We start from the raw sequence: 17,357 nt of genomic DNA, 5'->3' as shown, positions 1-17,357 counted from the left end.
CGATCGTCGATCGTCCACGTGGTCGAGCGTATCGCCGTCGCTCCACCGGCGGACCGCATTCGGGCACAATATGACGGTGATGACTTCTCAGGGGCTGACCTCGGTCCTGATCCTCGGCTCGACGGGTTCGATCGGGACCCAGGCCCTCAATGTGATCGCGGCGAACCCCGACCGGTTCGTGGTCGCGGGGCTTGGCGCCGGCGGCGGCAACGTCGACCTGCTCGCGGAACAGGCGACGCGCTGGAATCTGCAGGCTGACCGGATCGCCGTCGCCGATCCGGCGCGGGCGGCGGCATTCGAGAACGCGACCGGTCTCGCCGGTGTGCTGACCGGGGTCGATGCGATGAGCGAGCTCATCGAGGCGGCCGACGCGGACGTCGTCCTCAACGCGGTCGTCGGCTCACTCGGCCTCGGGCCGACCCTGACGACGCTGCGCAGCGGCGCCCGGCTGGCGCTGGCCAACAAGGAGTCGCTCGTCGCCGGCGGCTCGCTCGTCACCCGCGCGGCGGCCCCCGGGCAGATCGTTCCGGTCGACTCCGAGCACTCGGCGATCGCGCAATGCCTGCGCGGCGGCACCCCCGACGAGGTGGCGAAGCTGGTGGTCACGGCGTCGGGCGGACCGTTCCGCGGGTACACCGCCCGGCAGCTCGAAGCCGTCACCCCCGCTCAGGCCGGCAAGCATCCGACCTGGTCGATGGGGCCGATGATCACCCTGAACTCGGCGACCCTGGTCAACAAGGCGCTGGAAGTCATCGAGGCGCATCTGCTGTTCGGAGTGCCGTATGACCGGATCGACGTCACCGTGCACCCGCAGTCGATCGTGCACTCGATGGTCACCTTCATCGACGGCGCGACCATCGCCAAGGCGTCGCCACCGTCGATGGAGCTGCCCATCGCGCTGGCCCTGGACTGGCCGCACCGGGTTCCGGATGTCGGTGACCCGCTGGACTTTTCGCAATCGATGCAGTGGACCTTCGAGCCGGTCGACGATGCGGTGTTCCCGGCCATCTCCATCGCGCGCGAGGCCGGCACCCGTGGCGGCAGCCTGCCGGCGGTCTTCAACGCGGCCAACGAGGTCGCCGCTCAGGGCTTCTTCGACGGCGCCATCACCTTTCCGCGCATTGTCGGAATCGTCGGGGATGTCCTGATGCAGGCCGATGAATGGGCTGTTGACCCCGGTACGCTGGACGACGTCCTCGCAGCCGATTCCTGGGCTCGGAGGCGTGCCGGTGCACTGGTTGGAAAGGCTGCAACGACCTAGCGATGTTGATCCACTGATGTTGATTTTGGGTATCGCCCTCTTTGCGTTGTGCTTGCTGCTGTCCATCGCCTGGCACGAATGCGGACACATGTGGGCGGCTCAGGCGACTGGCATGAAGGTGCGCCGGTACTTCGTCGGCTTCGGCCCGAAGATCTGGTCGTTCCGGCGCGGTGAGACGGAGTACGGGCTCAAGGCGATCCCGCTCGGCGGCTTCTGCGACATCGCCGGCATGACGACCTATGACGAGCTCGCCCCGGAGGACGAGTCGCGGGCGATGTACCGGCAGAAGCCGTGGAAGCGCCTGGTCGTGCTGTTCGCCGGGCCGCTGCAGAACTTTATCCTGGCGTTCATCCTGATCGTCGGCCTGGCGATCTTCGCCGGACTGCCGAACCTGACCGAGGCGCTGCCCGCGAAGATCGGCGCCACCCAGTGCGTCGCACCCGTGCAGACGTACGACGTGAAGGGCAATCTCACGTCGCCCAAGTGCACCGGCGGGGGGCCAGCTGCGGATGCCGGTCTGCGCGATGGCGACAAGATCGTCGCGATCGATGGCCAGCCGGTCTCGGACTGGGACGACGTGACATCGTTGCTGAAGAATGCGACCGGCGCGGTCGCCATCAGCTACGAGCGCGACGGCGTGACTTCCACAACGACGATGCAGCCGATCCAGGCCGACATCAGCACGATCAATGAGAACGGCAACCCCGAGCACACCTACAAGCCGATGGTCGGCATCGGCCCGGCCGCGGTGCCGTGGAAGCAGTACAACGTGGTCACCGCATTCGGCGGGGCTGCGGTCTTCACCGGTCAGCTGATCGGCAAGACCTGGGATGCGCTGCTGCAGATGCCGTCGAAGGTGAGTGCCCTGTGGCATGCGATCACCGGCGGCTCGCGCGGAGCCGATACTCCCACCAGCGTCGTCGGCGCGTCGGTGATCGGCGGTCAGGCCGCCGACCATGGCGCCTGGTCGTTCTTCTTCTTCCTGCTGGCCAGCATCAATCTGTTCCTGGGGCTGTTCAACCTGATCCCGCTGCTACCGCTGGACGGCGGACACATGGCCGTCGTGGGCTACGAGAAGCTCCGTGACCGCATCCGTGCCATGCGCGGCCGTGCGGCCGGTGGGCCGGTCGACTACATGAAACTCATGCCGCCGACCTACGCCGTGATCGCGGTCATGGGCGCCTACATGATCCTCGCGGTGCTCGCGGACATCATCAACCCGATCAAGGTGTTCTGAGCAGACCGATAGAGTCGGCGCATGCAGGTCGACATCACTATCACCGAGCCGCTGTCCGGGGTCGCCGCGGCCGCAACGGACGCGGAAGCTGCCGGCTACCAAGGGATTTGGACCTTCGAGGGCTCCCACGATCCGTTCCTGCCGCTGCTGCTCGCGGCCGAACACACCCGCGACGTCAGCCTGGGCACGTCGATCGCCGTCGGATTCGCGCGTAACCCGATGCTGCTCGCGACGGTCGGCTGGGACCTTCAGGCGTATTCCGGCGGACGGTTCATCCTCGGCCTGGGAACCCAGATCAAGGCGCACATCACCCGGCGCTACGGCATGCCCTGGAGCCGTCCCGCCGCCCGCATGCGCGACATGGTGCTCGCGACGCGCGAGATCTGGGCCAGTTGGACCGATCACGGTCGGCCACTGGACTACCGCGGCGAGTTCTATCAGCACACGCTGATGCCGCCGCTGTTCCGCCCGGATCCGGCGCAGGTCGACGGATTCGGTCCGCCGCCGATCTGGCTGGCCGGCGTCGGTCAGCGGCTGACCGAGGTGGCCGGCGAGGTCGCCGACGGCTTCCTCTCGCATCCGCTGTGCACTCCGGAGTATCTGCGCGAGCGCACGCTTCCTTCGTTGAGCCTGGGCGCGGTGACGGCCGGAAAAGAGCTGTCCGACATCGCTATTCATCACTCGGCGATAGTGATCGTCGGCGGCGACGATACCGAACGCGCGGCCGCCCGCGCCGCGGTGGCCTGGCAGCTCGGTTTCTACGGCTCGACGCAGGCGTACTGGCCGATCCTCGAGCTCCACGGTCGGGGCGAACTCGGGCCACGGCTGCGCGACATGTCGCGTCAAGGGCAGTGGCAGGAAATGGCGACGCTGATCGACGACGACTTCATCGACCTGGTGGCTGTGACGGTCGACGATCCGGAGACAGCCGCCGACGAGCTGTACCGCCGATACGACGGAATCGTGGACCGCCTCGGGTTCAACACTCCCTATCGCGCCGATCCGCGCCTGCTCGCCGATCTGTGCGCGGCGGTGCGGCGGCACGGCGCCTCGAACTGAGCGTGGCGCTCGCGTTCGGCGCGAGGCGTCGTGATCGAGACAAGGCGCGGACGTATCCACAGTTTGGTCGCCTATCCACAGGCGAGTGCTAGCGAACAGGATTGGCCATCAACGGCATTCACAATGCTGACATGGACATTGACAGGCTGGCCGGTGCCGCCACTCGGCGTGAACTGCTGGCCTCCGGATACACCCCGAACGATCTGCGTCGCGCGATCCGTGATGGAGCCATCGTCCGGCTCGCAGCCGGAGTCTTCGGTCCGCGGTGGATCGACGAAGCGCCACCCGAGATCAAGCACGCGCAGTTGGCTGTTGCACCGGCGCGCGGTCGAACCGGAGCCCTCGCCAGGGTGTCGGCCGCTGCCGTCCACGGCTTGCCGGTATGGGGAATGCGGACGGATCGAGTGCATCTGTCTGCCCGCAGAGGCGGTTCGGGCACTTTGGCGACGAGCAGGTCGGTGACGCATGCAGATCCACGACCGGCCGCGGCCGTGCGGATCGACGGCATTGAGGTGGTCGGTGTCGCGCGCACTGTGATCGATATCGCCCGTCACGAATCGAAGACAGCCGCTGTTGTCGTCGGTGATGCCGCGCTTCACCTGAAGAGATGCACGTTGGATGAGTTGTTGATCGAACTCGAACTAGCGTCAGGGTTCCCGGGGCACTCGCGAGCGGTACGGGCTGTCTCGCAGATGAACGGGTTAAGCGAGAGTCCGCTGGAATCGCGCAGCCGAGTGCTTGTGGTCGACGATCCGGGACTGCCGGATCCAGACCTTCAGGTTGATGTCGTCGATGACAGCGGCGCGTTCCTCGCCCGCGGCGACCTGGCCTGGGTCGACCAGCAGGTGCTCGGGGAGTGCGATGGTCACGGGAAGTACCGCGGTCAGTACGGCGTCGATCCGGCGATCGCCGTCATTCGGGAGAAGGAGCGGACGGACCGCCTACATGAGGCCGGATGGCGCGTCGTGCGGTGGGGATGGCGTGATCTTGAGCACCCGGATCGGCTGTTGGCGCGGATTCGTCGGATGGTTCTGGCGCCTCCGCTTGAGCGTCGTGCCAGCGCCCGGCAGGGGGCGTCATGATCGAGACGAGGCGCCGTGGCGAATGCGAATAGAATCGGGAGCATGTCCAATCCTGTCGCCCTGGGTGTACCCGACGTTCCCACCGTGCTCGCGCCCCGGCGGAAGACCCGTCAGCTGAAGGTCGGCGGCGTCGGCGTCGGCAGCGACAGCCCGGTGTCGGTGCAGTCGATGACGACCACGAAGACGCATGACATCAATGCGACCCTGCAGCAGATCGCCGAGCTGACCGCGTCGGGTTGTGACATCGTCCGCGTCGCCTGCCCGCGCAACGAGGATGCCGAGGCGCTGGCGGAGATCGCCAAGCACAGCCAGATCCCGGTGATCGCCGACATCCACTTCCAGCCGCGCTATATCTTCGCGGCCATCGATGCCGGCTGCGCCGCTGTGCGCGTCAATCCGGGCAACATCAAGGAGTTCGACGGCCGTGTCAAGGAGGTCGCGAAGGCGGCCGGCGATGCGGGCATCCCGATCCGCATCGGCGTCAACGCCGGTTCGCTCGACCCGCGGCTGCTGCAGAAGTACGGCAAGGCCACCCCGGAGGCGCTCGTCGAGTCGGCGCTGTGGGAGGCCGGCCTATTCGAGGAGCACGGCTTCGGCGACATCAAGATCTCGGTGAAGCACAACGACCCGGTGATCATGGTCGAGGCCTACCGGCAGCTGGCCGCGCAGTGCGACTACCCGCTGCACCTGGGCGTGACCGAGGCGGGCCCGGCATTCCAGGGCACCATCAAGTCGGCGGTCGCATTCGGCGCCCTGCTGTCGCAGGGGATCGGCGACACCATCCGTGTTTCGCTGTCGGCGCCGCCGATCGAAGAGGTCAAGGTCGGCGGACAGATCCTGCAGTCGCTCGGGCTGCGTCCGCGCAAGCTGGAGATCGTCTCGTGCCCGTCCTGCGGCCGGGCCCAGGTCGACGTCTACAAGCTGGCCGAGGAAGTCACCGCCGGACTCGATGGGATGGAGATCCCGCTGCGGGTGGCGGTCATGGGCTGCGTCGTCAACGGTCCCGGCGAGGCTCGCGAGGCCGACCTGGGCGTCGCGTCCGGCAACGGCAAGGGACAGATCTTCGTCAAGGGCGAGGTGGTCAAGACCGTGCCGGAGTCGCAGATCGTCGAGACCCTGATCGAAGAGGCGATGCGGATCGCGGAGGAATCCGGCGACGACGCCGTGGGCACTCCGACGGTCTCCGTGAGCTGACCGGCTGTCAGTCGTTCATTTCCTTGCGACGTGTCGGGTTTGACGGCCATACTGGCGAAGTCAGTCGGGGTGAAACGGCGGCAGTGATGTCGCCCAGTGCGAGGAGTCGTCGTGCTGAAGCTGCTTGGGGACCGTACCGATGGTCCTGGGCGGCCTGGTAACCGCTGGCGTCAAGTCCGCGAGCTCGGCCGTAAGCCGTTGGGCACCAAGGACTATGCCGACGTACTCGAGGCCCTCGATCGGGATTCCGTAGCGACCTGCATGGTGGCGGCACGGGTCGCCGAACACGGCCTGTCGCCGCGGACGCTCGGCGGCGAGCTGTGGACCGCGGGTGATCCCGGGCAGTCGCTGTGCTTCTCGGGCGCCAATCTGATTCCGCTGCTGGGCGATCGCGATGCGTTGATGGACTTCGCCGACCGAGCCGCCGCCGCGCCCCGGATGTGTTCGTCACTGGTCGGTCGCAGCGAACTGGTGCTGCCGATGTGGACCGAACTCGCCCAGGTGTGGGGACCGCCGCGGGAGGTCCGCGATCATCAGCCGCTCATGGCGTTGACCGGACCGCCGCTGATCACTCCGGACCCGCGGGTGCGTCAGGTGACGCTGAGCGATCTGGACTGCTACCTGCCGGCGGCGGTCGACATGTTCGTCGGTGAGGTCGGGGTGGACCCGCGCGACGGCGACGACGGCCGGTCGTATCGGCGGCGCATCGCCAATCTGATTGCGGCCGGTCGGGCGTTCGCGGCGATCGAGGATGGCGAGGTCATCTTCAAGGCCGAGATCGGGGCGATGTCGCCGGCCGTCGGTCAGATCCAAGGCGTCTGGGTCGCGCCCGCGCATCGGGGCAAGGGGCTGGGTGCCTCGGGCACCGCGGCGGTCGCGGCGGCGATCACCGATCTGGGCCGCCAGCCCAGCCTGTATGTCAACAGCTTCAACTCCGCCGCGCGGGCTGCGTACCGCTCGGTCGGATTCGTCGAGATCGGAAGTTTCGCAACGGTGTTGGTGGACTGACCGCCTGCCCGGGTCGTCACTGCTGCCTCAGCCGTCACAGTGCGGCGAGCCGTCGATGATCTTTCCGCTGCTCGACCTAGCATTGCCGCGATGCGATCGATCTCCCCGAAGATGCGCGGCGCCATCGCGCTCGGCACCGTCACCGTGGTGCTGTCCATGGCGCTGACCGCCTGCAGCAGCGATGACGGCGCCAGCGCCACCGCCAAACGTTTCCTGTCCGACTTCGGTGGCAAGCACATCTCGCGGGCGGCCGACCGGACCGACAACCCCGACGACGCCGCCAAGGCGATGACGAGCGCATGGAACGGCCTGCAGGCCACCAAGATGAAGGCGCAGGTCGGCCAGGTCAAGATGACCGCGGACACCGCGGTCGCCTCGGTCCGCTACAACTGGACGCTGCCGCGGGACCGGGTGTGGACCTATGACGGCTCGGTGCAGCTGGTGAAGAACGGTTCCGCCTGGCAGGTGCGGTGGACGTCCACCGACATCCACCCGCAGCTGGGCGCCAACCAGACGATCGCGCTGCGCTCGCTGCCGCCGCCGGAAGCCGAGGTCAACGAGTCCGACGGCAGCGCCGTCCTGGAACCGGGTGTGGTGGAGGCCATCAGCTTCGACGCCAAGGAGGCGGCGCAGTCGGGTCCGCCGGTCGACGCGGTCGCGCAGCTGGTCGATGTGTTGACGCCGCTGGTCCCGGGCCTGTCGGTGCAGTCGATGGCCGAGGATGCGACGGCGACCGACGGCAGCTATCCGGTCGCGACGATCGCGAAGAACGACTACGACCGGATCGCCGACCGGCTGGCCGCGATCCCCGGGGTGCACGCAGGGGATCAGGCGGCGATGGTGCCGACCGATCCGAAGTTCGCGCCGGACCTGGTCGGCCGGATCGCCAAGATGGTCGGCGGTGAGCTCGACGGCAAGTCGGGTTGGCGCATCGTGTTGGTCAACGCCAACGGTGTCGATGCGGATGTCCTCGCCGACATTGCGGCCGAGCCCGCGCCATCGGTGAATCTGACGATCTCGCGCAAGATACAGAACGCCGCGCAGACGGCCGTCGACAAGCGCACCGACTTCGCGACGATGATGGTCGTCATTCAGCCCTCGACCGGACACATCCTGGCGCTGGCGCAGAACCCGCTCGCCGATCGGGGCGGCGATCTCACCACGCAGGGCCTGTATCCGCCGGGGTCGACGTTCAAGATGGTGACGTCGACCGCCGCGATCGACGGGGGAATGGTCAATCCGGAATCCGCGGTCCAGTGCCCGGGAACCGTCACGATCGGTGATCGCACGATCCCGAACTACGACGAGTTCGCGCTCGGCCAGGTGCCGCTGCGCACCGCGTTCGCGCAGTCGTGCAACACGACGTTCGCCAAGCTCGCCAGTGAGATGAAGCCGAACTCGCTGACCGAGGCCGCATTTTCGCTGGGACTGGGCCAGCAGTATGCGATTCCCGGCCTCGACGTGAAGTCCGGCTCGGTTCCGGTGGCGCCCGACCTGACTCAACGTACGGAGGATGGGTTCGGGCAGGGCAAGGACCTGGCGAGTCCGTTCGGCATGGCGATGGTCGCGGCCACGATCGCGCATGGCGGCACGGTGACCCCCGACCTGATCATCGGTCGGCCGACGACGGTCACCGGTCCGCGGCCGACACCGGACCCGAAGGTGATCGACCAGGTGCGGCTGATGATGCGGCAGGTGGTCACCACCGGTACCGGGCGGACGATCAACGACATGGGCGAGATCTACGCGAAGACCGGTGAGGCCGAGGTGGACGGCGGATCACACGCCTGGTTCGCCGGCTATCGCGGCGACCTTGCGTTCGCGACGCTGATCACCATGGGCGGCGATTCCGACTACGCGGTGCGCGTCACCAAGGACTTCATGCAACTCATCGATATGTCCGATTAGTGGCAAGTCACCTGCGCGGCATGATGATTCGCTGGCCGGTCTCAGGGTGCCGCAGAGACACCACCGGATGCCGGTAGACGTCGGTCAGCAGATCCTCGGTGAGCACCTCGTCGGTCGCGCCGATCTTGACGATCCGGCCGGCCGACATCAGCGCGGCCCGATCGGCGTAGCCGGCGGCCAGCGAAAGATCGTGCACCACAATCAGGATCGCCGCACCCTCGTCGCGCCGCTGGCGCAGGATGCCGAGCACGTGCTCCTGATGGCGGATATCCAGCGCGGCGGTCGGCTCGTCGAGGAACAGGATCGGGGTGTTCTGCGCCAGCGCGCGGGCGATCGCCACGCGGGCCTGCTGGCCGATGGACAGCTGGCTCAGCGCCCGGTCGGTGAGGTTGCCGAGGTCGCAGTCCTCGATCGCCTTGGCGACGACCGCTGCCGACTCGGCGGCGTGGTCGGTGCGCAGCCATGGGTGCCGGCCCATCTCGACGATCTCCTGCACGGTGAAGGGTGCGTCGGCCCGTTGCGACTGCGCGACCAGGGCGCGCATGCGCGACAGTTCCAGGTGGCCGAGGTCGCCGATCGAACTGTCGCCGTAGTGGATTCGGCCGCCGGCGATGGGCCGCAGACCGGACAGTGCCGACAGCAGTGTCGATTTGCCGCAGCCGTTGGGACCTACCAGGGCAACGATCTCGCCGGGCTCGACCGTCATGTCGACGCCGTGGACGATCTCGATCTTCCCGATATGAACCGAGACGTCCTCGGCGACGGCGGTGCGCCGTGCGGCGGGATCGGGGAGGGCGACGACCTCGCGTTTGGACATGCTCACCATCCCCAGCCGGCGCGGGAGCGGCGCAGCAGGATGAAGAACGCGGGTCCGCCGATCAGCGACGTCAGCATGCCCAGCGGCAGGTCGGCGGCATGGACCAGGGTGCGGGAGGCGAGGTCGGCCGCGGTGATGACGATGGCGCCGCCGATCACGCTGGCCGGCAACAGGATCGCGTGCCGCGGGCCGACCAGCAGCCTCATCACATGCGGCACCACCAGCCCGACGAACATCACGATGCCGGTGAAGGCCACGCCGGCTGCGGTGAGGATGGCGACCAGGACAATGGCCTGGCGTCGCACGGTCTCCACCCTGATGCCGAGGGAGGCGGCCGAGAGTTCGCCCAGCGCCAGCAGGTCGAGTTTGCGCACCATGGTCAGGGCCGCCGCAATGCCGACGATGGTGAGCGGCAGCACGATCCAGACCTGACTCCAGGTCGCCGCCGACAGCGACCCCAGCTGCCAGAACACGATCTGCTCGCGGGCGGTGTTGCCGGCGATGAACATGAAGTAGGCGATGATGCCGGCGCCGACGGCGTTCACCGCGATTCCGGTGAGCACCAGCATGATCGGCGACGAGGTGCCGTCGCGACTGGAGAGTGCGTAGACCAGGCCGGCGGCCACCAGTCCGCCGCCGAAGGCCGCACCGGCCTGCCCCCAGCCGCTGGCGCCGACCCCGAATCCGACGATCACGATGGACGCGCCGACGGCCGCTCCGGACGAGACGCCGATGACGCTCGGCTCGGCGAGCGGGTTCGCGAGGACGCCCTGCAGCAGGCAGCCCGCGGCGGCCAGGGCGGCACCGACCAACAGTCCCAACACGATTCGGGGGAACCGCACGACCCAGAGGGTCTCCTCGCCGTTCTGGTTCGACGGGAGCGGTCCCAGGTCGATGTGCAGATGATGCAGCAGGCTGCCGAGCACCTCGGACGCCGGGATGTGCATCTGCCCGATGCTGGCGGAGAGCACGACGAGGGCCAGTGCCGCGACGAGCAGCACGACGATGGTGACGGAGGTACGGATCGGGACGGCGGCCAATCGGTCCCGGACCGAGCGGGTCTGTGCGCTGCTCACGTCATGCCGCTACTTGTACATCGCCTGGGCGAGGGCCGTGATCACCGCGCCGGTGTCCGGGCCGAAGGCGAGCAGTTCGGTCTGGTCCATCTGCACGATGCGGCGGTCGCGCCCGGCGTTGGTCTGCGCGATACCCGGCAGCTTCAGCACGGCATCCATGCCGCCCACCGAGTCGGCGCCCTGCGACATCACCAGCAGCACATCGGGATTCGCGTTGATCATCGCCTCGGGCGTGATCTGGGTGAACTCGGTCGTCAGACCGGCGTCGGCGCCGGCGTCCGAACCGCCGAGTGCGGTGATCAGGCCGTCCGCCGACGAGTCCTTCCCGGCGATGAACTGCAGGCTGCCCCGCAGGTACATGAAGGCGATCTTGGGCCGCGGATTCGACTGCGGCACCTTCTTGATCGCGGCGGCGATCTCGGTGCGCGTGCGATCGGCGAGCGTCTTGCCTGCGGCCGGGACGCCGAGCGCGGCGGCGACCTGCTCGATGAGAGTCGGCGCGCCATTGACCGAGCGGTCTCCGCTGAATACCACGACGGTGATGCCGGCTGAGCGCAGCTGGTTCAGGGTGGCCGCGCCGGTGAGTTCGTCGGCGAGCACCACGGTGGGGTTCGCCTTGAGGACGGCCTCGACGTCGACCTGATGGGCGCCGCCGGTGACCACCGGCAGGCCAGCGGCCTGGGGGAAGGTGGTCGACTGGTCGCGTGCGACCACGTGGCTGCCGAGGCCGAGCGAGTAGACGATCGTGCCGAGGGTGCCGTTGCGGTCGAGTGAGATGATCCGGTCCGCGGACCGCACGGTGACGTCGCCGGTGCCGACCGAGGGCACGGTGACCGGCAGCGTCGGGGTCGGATTGTCGGCGACCGGCCGGATCGCCGGAGTGGTCACGTTCGCCGTCTGCGGGCCGCTGCGGAGGTGGGCGGACTGGTTCGAGGATGCGCCGGTCTTGATCGGCTCGGTGGAGCATCCAGCGAGGACCAGGATCGTTGCAAGCACGGTCACGGTGATCGCGGCCAGCGGTGATCGACGCACGCGCACGCTCCTCAGGTCGACGACAAGGCGGTGAGGTCTACCTTACTTACCGCCGAATGCGGGGCTTGTTCGGCAGCTAAAGTGGGGATCATGTCTACCGCGACCCGTGCACCGCTGACTCCCGGAACACTCAGCCCCGAACGCAGTGTGCCGACGTCGATCGAGCGGCCGGAGTACGCGTGGAAGGCGACCGTCAACGAGGGCAACGAGCCCTGGGTGCAGACGCCCGAGGTGATCGAGAAGGTACGGGTTGCCAGCAAGATCGCGGCCAATGCGCTGGCCGAGGCCGGCAAAGCGGTCGAACCCGGGGTCACCACCGACGAGCTCGACCGCATCGCCCATGAGTACATGTGCGATCACGGCGCCTACCCGTCGACGCTCGGCTACAAGGGGTTTCCGAAGTCGTGCTGCACCTCGCTGAATGAGGTGATCTGCCATGGGATTCCGGACTCAACGGTCATTCAGGACGGGGACATCGTCAACATCGACGTCACCGCGTATATCGATGGTGCCCACGGCGACACCAACGCCACCTTCCTGGCCGGTGATGTCTCGCAGGAGGCTACCGACCTGGTGGAGCGCACCCGCGAGGCGATGATGCGGTCGATCAAGGCGGTGCGGCCCGGCCGGGAGTTGAATGTGGTCGGCCGGGTGATCGAGTCGTATGCGAATCGCTTCGGCTACACCGTGGTCCGCGACTTCACCGGTCACGGCATCGGCGAGACCTTCCACAACGGACTGGTCGTGCTCCATTACGACCAGCCCAATGTCGACACCGTGCTGGAGCCGGGGATGGTGTTCACCATCGAGCCGATGATCAATCTCGGCGGGCTGCCCTGGGAGATGTGGACCGACAACTGGACGGTAGTCACCCAGGATCGCAAGTGGTCGGCGCAGTTCGAGCACACGCTGGTCGTCACCGAATCGGGCGCCGAGATCCTCACGCTGCCCGATGCGGACTCCTGACAAAATCCGCGCCACTTTCGTGGATCCGCGCCAGCTGCAGCCGGCGCGGATCCACACAAGTGGCGCGGATCTGCGGATGAGGGGCACGTGACTGGCGGGGCGCTGCTCGTCGCCGGCACCAGTTCGGATGCTGGCAAATCCCTTGTGGTCGCCGCGCTCTGCCGGAGCCTGCGGCGGCGCGGCCTATCGGTGGCGCCGTTCAAGGCGCAGAACATGTCCAACAATTCGGTGGTGACCGCCGACGGCGGCGAGATCGGTCGGGCGCAGGCGATGCAGGCCGCGGCGGCGGGAGTGGAGCCGTCGGTGCGGTTCAATCCCGTTCTGCTGAAACCGGGTTCGGACCGCCGGTCGCAGGTCGTGGTGCGCGGCAAGGCGATCGGCTCGGTCGGTGCGACCGACTACCACCAGCGTCGGGCCGAACTTGCCGACGTGGTGAATGCGGAATTGGCTGCGCTGCGAAACGATTTCGAGGTCGTCCTGTGCGAGGGCGCCGGATCGCCGGCCGAGATCAATCTGCGACGCAGCGACATCACGAACATGGGTCTGGCGCGGGCCGCCGACATGCCGGTGATCGTGGTCGGCGACATCGACCGCGGAGGGGTACTGGCGCATCTGCTGGGCACCGTCGCCGCGCTGGAACCCGACGATCAGCGGCTGATCGCTGGATTCCTGATCAACAAATTCCGCGGCGATCCCGGCCTGCTGCAGCCGGGGCTCGACGACCTGGAACGCCGTACCGGCCGGCCGACCTACGGGGTGCTGCCGTTCGACGAGCGGCTCTGGCTGGACGCCGAGGACTCGCTGGGCGTCAAAATCGGTGCCACGGTGGGGATTCCGCATGCGGGACGGGGATCGCAGCGCCTGCGTGTCGGGGCGATCCGGCTGCCGCGGGTGTCCAATACGACGGACGTGGAGGCGCTGGCGGCCGAGCCCGGCGTCGATGTCACCTGGGTCGACGACCCCGGGTCGATCGCGGCGGCCGACCTGGTCGTGCTGCCGGGCACCAAGGCGACCGTCGACGATCTTGGCTGGCTGCGCCAGCGTGGTCTGGCCGACGCGTTGGTCGAACGCGCGGGCCGCGGCGGTCCGATTCTGGCGATCTGCGGCGGCTACCAGATGTTGGCGCGCAGCATCGTCGATCCGGTCGAGTCCGGCGTGGGAGTGGTCGCCGGTCTGGGGCTGCTCGACCTGGAGGTCGAGTTCGACGCCGACAAGATCCTGATCAATCGGAGTGGAATCGCGCTGGGAGAGAAGGTGTCCGGCTACGAGATCCATCACGGCCGGGTGGTCGGCAGCGGCGACCAGGGGCTGTTGGTCGCCGACGACGGGACATCCGAGGGCAGCGTGCGCGGATCGATAATCGGCACCCACTGGCACGGACTGTTCGTCGCCGACGAATTCCGAAAAGCGTTCCTGCGCACCGTGGCCGATCGTGCCGGCCGGGACTTCGTCGTGGACGAGGCCGCGAGTTTCGCTAGGCTGCAGGAAGATCGCTTTGACGCGGCAGCCGATCTCGTCGATGAATACGTCGATGTAGACGCGCTCATCGGGATTGCGCAGGGGCGCCCGCTTCAGCGGCCGGTTCTGCGGGTATCGATGGAATCGTAATCGCCCCGCTGGGCGGGCGGCTAGCGGCCAGCGAGTCGCCCGTCGATCCGCTCTGTCAACTGCGCCACCCCCGGCTTGAACGCCGAGCGGATTGGTGCGGTCCAGGCTGAACCGTCCGCGGACCAGTCGCGCCGCCGTGCCCGCGACACCGAGATCCTCGTAGCTGACGACATGCACCGCGACTTCCCGTACCGTCCAGTCGGCGCATAGTGATTGGCCGTCCCACTGCCGGGGTGTGAGCGTCTCGAGGAAGTCGGCGAGATCACGCCGCTCATCGGCAGCCAGGCTCATCACGTCGGGCTTGGCCATGGTCAATCACCCCTCGACTGTCGTCGTGCCGGCGTCCGTGGTTTCCATCAAACAAGTCCCGGCCGACGATCAGGGCGCGATGACCGGATCCGGCTTCAGCCGAGACTCGTTGAACCGGAGCCATTCATCGAGCTCGGCGTAGGCCGTGGCGCGCGCATCGGGCTGGGAGAGGAAGACGTCGTGGCGCGCGCCCGGAATCGGAATCGAGGTCAGTCGGCCGCCGAGACATCCCGCCCACTGCGCGATCTGGTGGACGTCCAGCACGCAGTCGGCCCGATCGACCTCGGGCCGATAGTCGCCGCCCAGCGCGCTGGCATCCGAACGCAGCACGAGTGAGGTCGTCCCGGTGTCCCACCCGCGGTGGAGATCGGCCTGCGCGCGGCGGACCGCGTTGATGAAGCCGAATGTCACCCCGAAGCCGCCGAGCGGCTTGAAGTCCAGGTTGTAGTCCCATTCGCCATTGCGGCTGAGGTGGATGCTGTCGCCATAGGCGCTCGACGGCGGCAGCGGCACCATGCGGCCCGGCACCGCCGCGGCGACGCCGCGCAGCGCCCCGGTGCCGACGGTGCGCAGCAGCGCCGACCCGTGCAGGTCGAGGAAGGGGCTGTTGAGGACGAGCCCGGTCAGCGGCGTGCCGACCGCCCGCTGCCGTCGCCGCTGCGCCCACCACGCGATGATCAGCCCGCCGGTTGAATGCGCCGCGGCCACGACCGGGGCGTCGGGCATGTCGACGGCGATCCGCGACATGGCCCATTCGAGCTCGAGGTCGTACCGGCGCAGATCGGTGATGTGATGTCCGGTCTGTCCCGGCCGCCGCGAGCGTCCGCATTTGCGGAGATCGAGCGCGTAGAAGCGGTAGCCGCGCGCGGCGAACGCATCGGCCAGGTCGGTCTGGAAGAAGTAGTCCGACAACCCGTGCACGTACAGCACGCTCGCGGTGGCCGGCGGGTCGTCCGACCGCGGTTCGCGGCGCACCAGCGTGGCGGCGATCGGGCTCTCGCCGTCGGGGTCGTCGCCGAGCTCCAAGGTGAGGGCTTGGTAGCCGGGTCCGAGGAGGTCAGCGAGCCAGAGATCGGCAGCGGATTCGGTCACCTGGGCAGGATATATGGCGTACGACACCCCGGCCTGGGGGAGAATGGTCAGGCCCGGACGTCATGGGGAACAATGACAGGCGTCGCCCTTACCGAGGCGTAAACAAGTTGGCTATCAGCTGGAGAAGATGGAGCGGGCGTGACTACACAGTCGCCAGTGAAGACCGATGTCGTTCTCGTAGGTGCCGGAATCATGAGCGCCACGCTGGGCGCGCTGATCCGTCAGCTGCAGCCCGACTGGTCGATCAACGTCTATGAGCGCCTCGACGCCGCTGCGGCCGAGAGCAGCGATCCGTGGAACAACGCGGGCACCGGTCACTCGGCGCTCTGCGAGCTGAACTACACGCCGCAGAAGGCCGACGGCGAGGTCGACGTCACCAAGGCGATCGCCATCAACGAGCAGTTCCAGGTGTCACGCCAGTTCTGGGCGCACGCCGTCGAGGAAGGGCTTCTGTCCCACCCCAAGGAATTCATCAATCCGATCCCGCACGTGAGTTTCGTGCACGGTGCCGACAACGTGAAATACCTGCGCAAGCGGTATGAGGCGCTCGCGGACCACACCCTGTTCAAGGGCATGGAGTGGATCGACGACGAGGCCGAGTTCACCAAGCGGCTGCCGCTGATGTCGGCGGGCCGTGACTTCTCGGATCCGGTGGGGCTCAACTGGTTCGAGGGCGGCACCGACGTCGACTTCGGCGCGCTCACCCAGCAGCTGCTCAACTACGTCGGCCAGACCGGTTCGGTGCGCTTCGGCCACGCGGTGACCAACCTGAACAAGCAGTCCGACGGCTCCTGGATCGTAAAGGTGAAGAACCTGCGGACCGGCGAGAAGTCCAGCGTCCAGGCGAAGTTCGTCTTCGTCGGCGCCGGCGGCGGTGCCCTGCAGCTGCTGCAGCGCTCGGGCATCAAGGAGGCCAAGGGATTCGGCGGCTTCCCGGTGTCGGGTGCATTCTTCCGGGCCACCAACCCGGAGCTGGCCGCCGAGCACAACGCCAAGGTCTACGGCAAGGCCGCCGTCGGTGCGCCGCCGATGTCGGTGCCGCACTTGGACACTCGGGTCATCAACGGCAAGGCCGGCCTGTTGTTCGGTCCCTACGCCGGCTGGTCGCCGAAGTTCCTCAAGGAGGGCGGCAACACTGATCTGCTCAAGACGGTCAAGCCCGGCAACATCGTTCCGATGATGTCGATCGCGCCCAAGGAATTCGGGCTGCTCAAGTACCTGATCTCCGAGCTGGCTGCGGGCAAGAGTGACCGTGTGGACACGCTCAGCGAGTTCGTGCCGCGTGCCGACGGAGATGACTGGGAGCTGATCGTCGCCGGTCAGCGCGTTCAGGTGATCCGCAAGGTCGGTGCGGGTGGACAGCTCGAGTTCGGCACCGCCGTGGTGGCCGCCGAGGACGGCACGATCGCCGGCCTGCTCGGCGCGTCGCCGGGCGCGTCGACCGCGGTTCCGGCGATGCTCGACGTGCTGCAGAAATGCTTCCCGAAGCAGTACGACGGCTGGAAGCCGAAGCTGTCGCGGATGATGCCGTCGCTCGGTGTCGAGCTGGCCGACAACCCGACGCTGTTCAGCCAAGTGTGGGACTGGACCTCGAAGGTGCTCGAACTCAACTGGACCGAGCCGGCGGGTGACCAGTCGGCGGACGGAGCTGCTGCACTGAGCGCTTCGGCCGACGGCGCCGCTGCAGACAACGCCGCAGTGTGACACC

General features: G+C 67.7%; 15 protein-coding genes and 1 pseudogene. 9 read left to right on the top strand and 7 right to left on the bottom strand.

Annotated elements, in window-relative coordinates; all coding sequences use genetic code 11:
• Positions 1-70 precede the first annotated feature (70 nt).
• Genes dxr through G341_RS23815 form a run of 3 tightly spaced genes read left to right on the top strand, consistent with a single transcriptional unit; the run spans position 71 to position 3,557 of the window.
• Positions 71-1,261: a 1-deoxy-D-xylulose-5-phosphate reductoisomerase gene (gene dxr, locus G341_RS0115040; protein ID WP_018179984.1), complete on the top strand. Its 1,191-nt coding sequence runs from the start codon at positions 71-73 to the stop codon at positions 1,259-1,261.
• Between the two features lie 13 nt (positions 1,262-1,274).
• Positions 1,275-2,498 (top strand): M50 family metallopeptidase, encoded by a 1,224-nt coding sequence (locus tag G341_RS23820; protein ID WP_026303720.1) that lies wholly within the window; start codon positions 1,275-1,277, stop codon positions 2,496-2,498.
• A gap of 21 nt (positions 2,499-2,519) precedes the next feature.
• Entirely contained in the window at positions 2,520-3,557 is a 1,038-nt protein-coding gene (locus G341_RS23815; protein WP_018179982.1) for a TIGR03617 family F420-dependent LLM class oxidoreductase, read from the top strand.
• A gap of 71 nt (positions 3,558-3,628) precedes the next feature.
• Here the strand turns inward: G341_RS23815 and G341_RS24425 are convergent, their stop codons facing one another.
• Complete coding sequence (locus tag G341_RS24425; protein WP_222836604.1) at positions 3,629-4,156, bottom strand: hypothetical protein; 528 nt, start codon at positions 4,154-4,156, stop codon at positions 3,629-3,631.
• A gap of 102 nt (positions 4,157-4,258) precedes the next feature.
• Positions 4,259-4,426 (bottom strand): hypothetical protein, encoded by a 168-nt coding sequence (locus G341_RS24045; protein ID WP_222836603.1) that lies wholly within the window; start codon positions 4,424-4,426, stop codon positions 4,259-4,261.
• 255 nt (positions 4,427-4,681) lie between these two features.
• Here G341_RS24045 and ispG point away from each other — a divergent pair, with 255 nt between their 5' ends.
• The 3 genes from ispG (at position 4,682) to G341_RS0115010 (ending at position 8,749) form a co-directional block, all read left to right on the top strand.
• Positions 4,682-5,833, top strand: a complete 1,152-nt coding sequence (gene ispG, locus G341_RS0115020; RefSeq protein WP_018179980.1) for a flavodoxin-dependent (E)-4-hydroxy-3-methylbut-2-enyl-diphosphate synthase — start codon at positions 4,682-4,684, stop codon at positions 5,831-5,833.
• 198 nt (positions 5,834-6,031) lie between these two features.
• Entirely contained in the window at positions 6,032-6,841 is an 810-nt protein-coding gene (locus G341_RS0115015) for a GNAT family N-acetyltransferase (RefSeq protein ID WP_018179979.1), read from the top strand.
• Between the two features lie 90 nt (positions 6,842-6,931).
• Positions 6,932-8,749, top strand: a complete 1,818-nt coding sequence (locus G341_RS0115010; protein ID WP_018179978.1) for a penicillin-binding transpeptidase domain-containing protein — start codon at positions 6,932-6,934, stop codon at positions 8,747-8,749.
• A gap of 7 nt (positions 8,750-8,756) precedes the next feature.
• Here G341_RS0115010 and G341_RS0115005 read toward each other — a convergent pair whose 3' ends face one another.
• Genes G341_RS0115005 through G341_RS0114995 form a run of 3 tightly spaced genes read right to left on the bottom strand, consistent with a single transcriptional unit; the run spans position 8,757 to position 11,674 of the window.
• Positions 8,757-9,566: an ABC transporter ATP-binding protein gene (locus G341_RS0115005; RefSeq protein ID WP_051092838.1), complete on the bottom strand. Its 810-nt coding sequence runs from the start codon at positions 9,564-9,566 to the stop codon at positions 8,757-8,759.
• A gap of 2 nt (positions 9,567-9,568) precedes the next feature.
• Positions 9,569-10,642: a FecCD family ABC transporter permease gene (locus G341_RS0115000; protein WP_018179976.1), complete on the bottom strand. Its 1,074-nt coding sequence runs from the start codon at positions 10,640-10,642 to the stop codon at positions 9,569-9,571.
• A gap of 9 nt (positions 10,643-10,651) precedes the next feature.
• Complete coding sequence (locus tag G341_RS0114995) at positions 10,652-11,674, bottom strand: heme/hemin ABC transporter substrate-binding protein (protein ID WP_018179975.1); 1,023 nt, start codon at positions 11,672-11,674, stop codon at positions 10,652-10,654.
• 90 nt (positions 11,675-11,764) lie between these two features.
• Between G341_RS0114995 and map the strand changes: the two genes are divergently transcribed.
• Positions 11,765-12,640: a type I methionyl aminopeptidase gene (gene map, locus G341_RS0114990; RefSeq protein ID WP_043451636.1), complete on the top strand. Its 876-nt coding sequence runs from the start codon at positions 11,765-11,767 to the stop codon at positions 12,638-12,640.
• Between the two features lie 87 nt (positions 12,641-12,727).
• The gene (locus G341_RS0114980) at positions 12,728-14,248 is read left to right on the top strand and encodes a cobyric acid synthase (RefSeq protein WP_026303718.1); all 1,521 of its coding nucleotides are present in this window, start codon (positions 12,728-12,730) and stop codon (positions 14,246-14,248) included.
• Positions 14,249-14,287: 39 nt separating this feature from the next.
• Here G341_RS0114980 and G341_RS23555 read toward each other — a convergent pair.
• A pseudogene (locus G341_RS23555) lies at positions 14,288-14,539 on the bottom strand (maleylpyruvate isomerase N-terminal domain-containing protein); the annotation flags it as partial.
• Positions 14,540-14,626: 87 nt separating this feature from the next.
• A complete protein-coding gene (locus tag G341_RS0114975; protein ID WP_018179972.1) occupies positions 14,627-15,649 on the bottom strand; it encodes an alpha/beta hydrolase in 1,023 nt (340 codons plus the stop codon).
• A 192-nt stretch (positions 15,650-15,841) separates the two neighbouring features.
• On the opposite strand from G341_RS0114975, the gene mqo reads away from it, so the two are divergent.
• Positions 15,842-17,353 (top strand): malate dehydrogenase (quinone), encoded by a 1,512-nt coding sequence (mqo, locus tag G341_RS22195; RefSeq protein WP_018179971.1) that lies wholly within the window; start codon positions 15,842-15,844, stop codon positions 17,351-17,353.
• Positions 17,354-17,357: the final 4 nt, after the last annotated feature.

Source organism: Jongsikchunia kroppenstedtii DSM 45133, from assembly GCF_000380485.1.
GTDB classification, from domain to species: Bacteria; Actinomycetota; Actinomycetes; order Mycobacteriales; family Mycobacteriaceae; genus Jongsikchunia; species Jongsikchunia kroppenstedtii.
This window is presented reverse-complemented; position numbering and strand designations above follow the sequence as displayed.

Bases quoted from the DNA above. Each gene is read 5' to 3' on its own strand.
- map (WP_043451636.1), top strand. From the start codon at position 11,765: ATGTCTACCGCGACCCGTGCACCGCTGACTCCCGGAACACTCAGCCCC.
- G341_RS23815 (WP_018179982.1), top strand. From the start codon at position 2,520: ATGCAGGTCGACATCACTATCACCGAGCCGCTGTCCGGGGTCGCCGCG.
- ispG (WP_018179980.1), top strand. From the start codon at position 4,682: ATGTCCAATCCTGTCGCCCTGGGTGTACCCGACGTTCCCACCGTGCTC.
- G341_RS0115010 (WP_018179978.1), top strand. From the start codon at position 6,932: ATGCGATCGATCTCCCCGAAGATGCGCGGCGCCATCGCGCTCGGCACC.
- dxr (WP_018179984.1), top strand. From the start codon at position 71: ATGACGGTGATGACTTCTCAGGGGCTGACCTCGGTCCTGATCCTCGGC.
- mqo (WP_018179971.1), top strand. From the start codon at position 15,842: ATGAGCGCCACGCTGGGCGCGCTGATCCGTCAGCTGCAGCCCGACTGG.
- G341_RS0115005 (WP_051092838.1), bottom strand. From the start codon at position 9,566: ATGTCCAAACGCGAGGTCGTCGCCCTCCCCGATCCCGCCGCACGGCGC.